Genomic DNA, 1,968 nt, shown 5'->3' with positions numbered 1-1,968 from the left:
CCCTCACCGGATTGTCCGGCGCTCCTGCGGTCGTCAGCAGGGCGCTTTGCGCCCGCTGCATCAGGACTTCCGGCCGCGTTCCGGCGCTCTTTCGTATCGGATGTGTGCATGCTCACCTCTGGCTGCGCAGCATACTTTGCCACGGGCCATCCCGCAAGTCCCCAGGCCCGTTCCGGACGGCCGGACACGGCAAACATTCATAAAGCGAACCGGGCCTGCGGCCTTTGCTTGCTCACGAGCGGCATCTGGCTTACCTTGCCTGCATGCACAACTGGAGGAAAGTCATATGCACGTTCTGGTAACCGGCGTGGCTGGATTTATCGGCTATCACCTGGCTGCGCGGCTGCTGGCCGACGGCCACAGCGTGACAGGCGTAGACAACTGCAACGACTACTACGACGTGCAGCTGAAAAAAAACCGTCTGGCGCAACTGGGCGCCCTGCCCCAGGCATCCCGTTTTCGTTTCGAGCCGCTGGATCTGGCCGACGGGCCGGGCATGACCGCCCTTTTCGCGCGCGAAGGCTTCACCCATGTTGTCAACCTGGCCGCGCAGGCCGGGGTGCGCTACAGCCTCATCAACCCCGAATCCTATCTCAGTTCCAACCTCACAGGCTTTGGGCATGTGCTTGAAGGCTGCCGCCACAACAAGGTCGGCCACCTGCTTTTCGCCTCATCCTCTTCGGTCTACGGGTTGAATACGGCCCAGCCTTACTCCGTGCGGCACAATGTGGACCACCCGGTAAGCCTGTATGCGGCCACCAAGAAAAGCAACGAGCTTATGGCCCATTCCTACAGCCACCTTTACGGCATCCCCTGCACCGGGCTGCGCTTTTTCACCGTGTACGGCCCGTGGGGCAGACCGGACATGGCCCTGCACCTTTTTACCACCGCCATTGTGCGCGGCGAGCCTATCAAAGTCTTTAACGAAGGCCGCATGCGCCGCGACTTCACCTATATTGACGACATCGTGGAAGGCATTGTACGCCTGCTGCCCCTGGCCCCCGGCCCGGACCCGGCATTTGATCCGGCAGCGCCCGACCCGGCCTCCAGCTCCGCGCCCTGGCGCATATATAATATCGGCAATAACAACACTGTGGAACTCAACGATTTTATCGCCGCCCTTGAAGACGCGCTGGGCATGAAGGCCCGCAAGGACATGCTGCCCATGCAGCCCGGCGACGTAAAGGCCACCTGGGCCGACATCAACGACCTCACCGCCCTGACGGGCTTTGCCCCTTCGACGCCCCTGCGCGAGGGCATCGCCCGCTTTGTGGAATGGTATAAAGAGTATTACAAAATATGAGCGATTCTCAAATTATTCCGGCGTCTGAATCCGTCCTCGCCCCCACTCCGGCCCGGCCGGAAATCCTGGCCCCCGCAGGAGACACCCCGTCTTTTCTGGCCGCGCTGGCTGCCGGGGCAGACGCCATCTATCTGGGCCTCAAGCATTTTTCAGCGCGCATGCAGGCCGAAAACTTCGGTCTGACCGAACTTTCGCGCCTGACAGATCTGGCCCATGCCGAAAATGCCCGCGTTTACGTGGCCATGAATACGCTCATCAAGCCGGACGAGCCTGCCGCCGCCTACCGTCTCACCAGGCGGCTGGCGACTCAGGTGCGCCCGGACGGCCTTATTGTTCAGGACCTTGCCATGCTTGATCTGGCGCGTCAGGCCGGTTTTGAGGGCGGCATCTTTCTTTCCACCCTGGCAAACCTCACCCATCCCGCCGCCCTTGTGGAAGCCCAAAAACTTGGGGCCAGCCGCGTCATTCTGCCGCGTGAGCTTTCCATTGACGAAATACGCCTCATGGGCGAAGCCTGCCCCGAAGGGCTTGACCTTGAGTGCTTTGTTCACGGCGCGTTGTGCTATTGCGTTTCCGGCCGTTGTTACTGGTCCAGCTATATGGGCGGCAAAAGCGGCCTGCGCGGCCGCTGCGTGCAGCCCTGCCGCCGCGTCTACCGTCAGGGC

The 1,968-nt window shown here is 61.7% G+C and carries 2 protein-coding genes; both read left to right on the top strand.

Going from position 1 to position 1,968, the window contains the following annotated elements; all coding sequences use genetic code 11:
* Positions 1-286 precede the first annotated feature (286 nt).
* A complete protein-coding gene (locus V6C16_RS12065) occupies positions 287-1,303 on the top strand; it encodes an NAD-dependent epimerase (protein ID WP_333534693.1) in 1,017 nt (338 codons plus the stop codon).
* The coding region (locus V6C16_RS12060) for a peptidase U32 family protein (RefSeq protein WP_333543312.1) at positions 1,300-1,968 on the top strand (669 nt) is incomplete at its 3' end. The genes V6C16_RS12065 and V6C16_RS12060, both read left to right, overlap by 4 nt.

The sequence above is a fragment of the Desulfovibrio sp. 1188_IL3213 genome (genome assembly GCF_036763145.1).
In the GTDB taxonomy this organism is placed as follows: Bacteria; Desulfobacterota; Desulfovibrionia; order Desulfovibrionales; family Desulfovibrionaceae; genus Desulfovibrio.
This window is presented reverse-complemented; position numbering and strand designations above follow the sequence as displayed.